Origin of the sequence: Kitasatospora sp. NPDC057223, from assembly GCF_042669755.1 — a bacterium.
Classification (GTDB): domain Bacteria; phylum Actinomycetota; class Actinomycetes; order Streptomycetales; family Streptomycetaceae; genus Kitasatospora.
In genome coordinates this window covers 1-1,862 of the sequence record NZ_JBHUWW010000226.1, presented here as the reverse complement: position 1 = coordinate 1,862, position 1,862 = coordinate 1, and the positions used below count along the sequence as shown (strand labels likewise).

At 74.3% G+C, this 1,862-nt stretch carries 2 protein-coding genes; one reads left to right on the top strand and one right to left on the bottom strand.

The window, feature by feature from the left end:
* Positions 1 to 261: 261 nt before the first annotated feature.
* A complete protein-coding gene (locus ACFUK0_RS38785) occupies positions 262 to 468 on the bottom strand; it encodes a hypothetical protein (protein WP_380258548.1) in 207 nt (68 codons plus the stop codon).
* Positions 469 to 936: 468 nt separating this feature from the next.
* Here ACFUK0_RS38785 and ACFUK0_RS38780 point away from each other — a divergent pair.
* A partial coding sequence (locus ACFUK0_RS38780; protein ID WP_380258545.1) for a serine/threonine-protein kinase occupies positions 937 to 1,862 on the top strand: 926 nt, incomplete at its 3' end.

Below are 1,862 nucleotides of genomic sequence, written 5' to 3'. Positions count from 1 at the left end.
GATCGCGCACAGTTCAGCCGAAGGCCGTGATCCGTGAGGATCACGGCCTTCGTCGTTGCGTGCAGAGTTACGGCCAGAGTTACGCGCAGAGTCGCGGGCCGGGTCGCGGGCATACAGGAGCGCCGTGCACGGACGCCCTCACCGGCGTTCCGTACACGGCGACTCCCGCCTGCCGAGGTGCTTCACGCACCGCTCTCGCCCGTCCGCGTGTCACTGCGGGCGCGGGGCCTCGGCCGGCACTGTCTCCCCGTCCCCAGGGGATCAGTGCCCGATCAGGTCGGCGACCGCCCGGGCCTGGGAGGCCACCTGTTCCCAGCCGCCGAAGAGCATCACCAGCAGCACCGCGCAGGGCAGTGCCATCGCCAGCGCCACGGCGGGGTGCCGGGTCGGGCCGGCCGGGCGCTTGCCGGCCGCGTGCGCGGCCGTCAACGGCCGGCTGCGGGTGGGGCCGGTGACCTGTGTTGCCATGACCTTGCTCCTGCCCGTTCCGGCTTCTGCTGACCTGGTGCCGCGTGCGGTCGCGGTGCTGCGTGGACGCTCGTGGTGCTGGGAAAAATGGCGCGGTGGACGGCTTACCTCGGGGGACGAGCTCCTCGTCCACCGCTGACCACAACGCTACGGCCGGGGGCGGTGGGGGCGCGTCATGCCCTCGTACCGTTCCGCGGGCATCCCGGAGGATGACGCCGGGCCCCGGGTACTACTACCGGAGGGGGAGACGGGCGTGATCGCACCCCCGAGGGAACCCTGAGAGCGACCCCGAGGGAGCGCGTTCCTCGCCTGGTCACGGGGCCTTCCAGGGGAAGATCGGACAATCCCACGGGCCGCCGAGGTGTTGCGTATCAGCACACCGCAGCGGGCAGTCCGTAAGCTGTGCCGGACAGGATCTGACGATGCCCCAACCGACGGGGTCTCACCCACGGGCTGACGGGAACGAAGATGGCGATGATGCGGCTGAGGCGTGAGGACCCCCGCATCGTCGGACCGTACCGCCTGCACCGGCGGCTGGGGGCCGGCGGCATGGGCGTGGTCTACCTGGGCTCCGACCGCCGGGGGCAGCGGGTCGCGCTCAAGCTGATCCGCGCCGAGCTGGCGGAGGACCCGGAGTTCCGGACCCGCTTCGCCCGCGAGATCGCGGCGGCCTCCCGGATCCGGGGCGGCTGTACGGCCCGGGTGATGGGCTCGGACATCGAGACCGAGCGGCCGTGGCTGGCGACCGCGTACGTCCCGGGGCCCTCCCTGTACAAGCGGGTCGGCGACGAGGGCGCGCTCGGCTGGCCGGAGGTGGCCAGGATCGGCGCCGCGCTGGCGGACGGCCTGGTCAAGGTGCACGAGGCCGGCGTGGTGCACCGGGACCTCAAGCCGTCCAACATCCTGCTCTCCCCCAAGGGCCCGCGCATCATCGACTTCGGCATCGCGTGGTCGCGCGGCGCCAGCACGCTCACCCACGTCGGCACGGCGGTCGGCTCGCCCGGATTCCTCGCGCCCGAGCAGGTCCGGGGGGCGGCCGTGACACCCGCCACCGACGTGTTCGCCTTCGGCGCCACGCTCGCGTACGCCCTCACCGGGGACTCGCCCTTCGGCTCCGGCGCGTCCTCCGAGGTGATGCTGTACCGCGTGGTGCACGAGGAGCCGGACCTCTCGGGCGTGCCGCCGCAGTTGGCGCCGCTGGTCCGGGCCTGCCTGGCGAAGGAGTCCACCGAGCGGCCGGGCGCCGCCGCGCTGCACGAGCGGCTGAGCGAGCTGGCCGCGCGCGGGTCGGCGCTGACCGGCGGCGGACGGGCCGGCCAGGCGCGCGCCGCCGCCCCCGTCGCCGCGCCGCCGCCGGCGGCCGGGCATCCGGCGCAGGCCGCACCGGGCCGCGG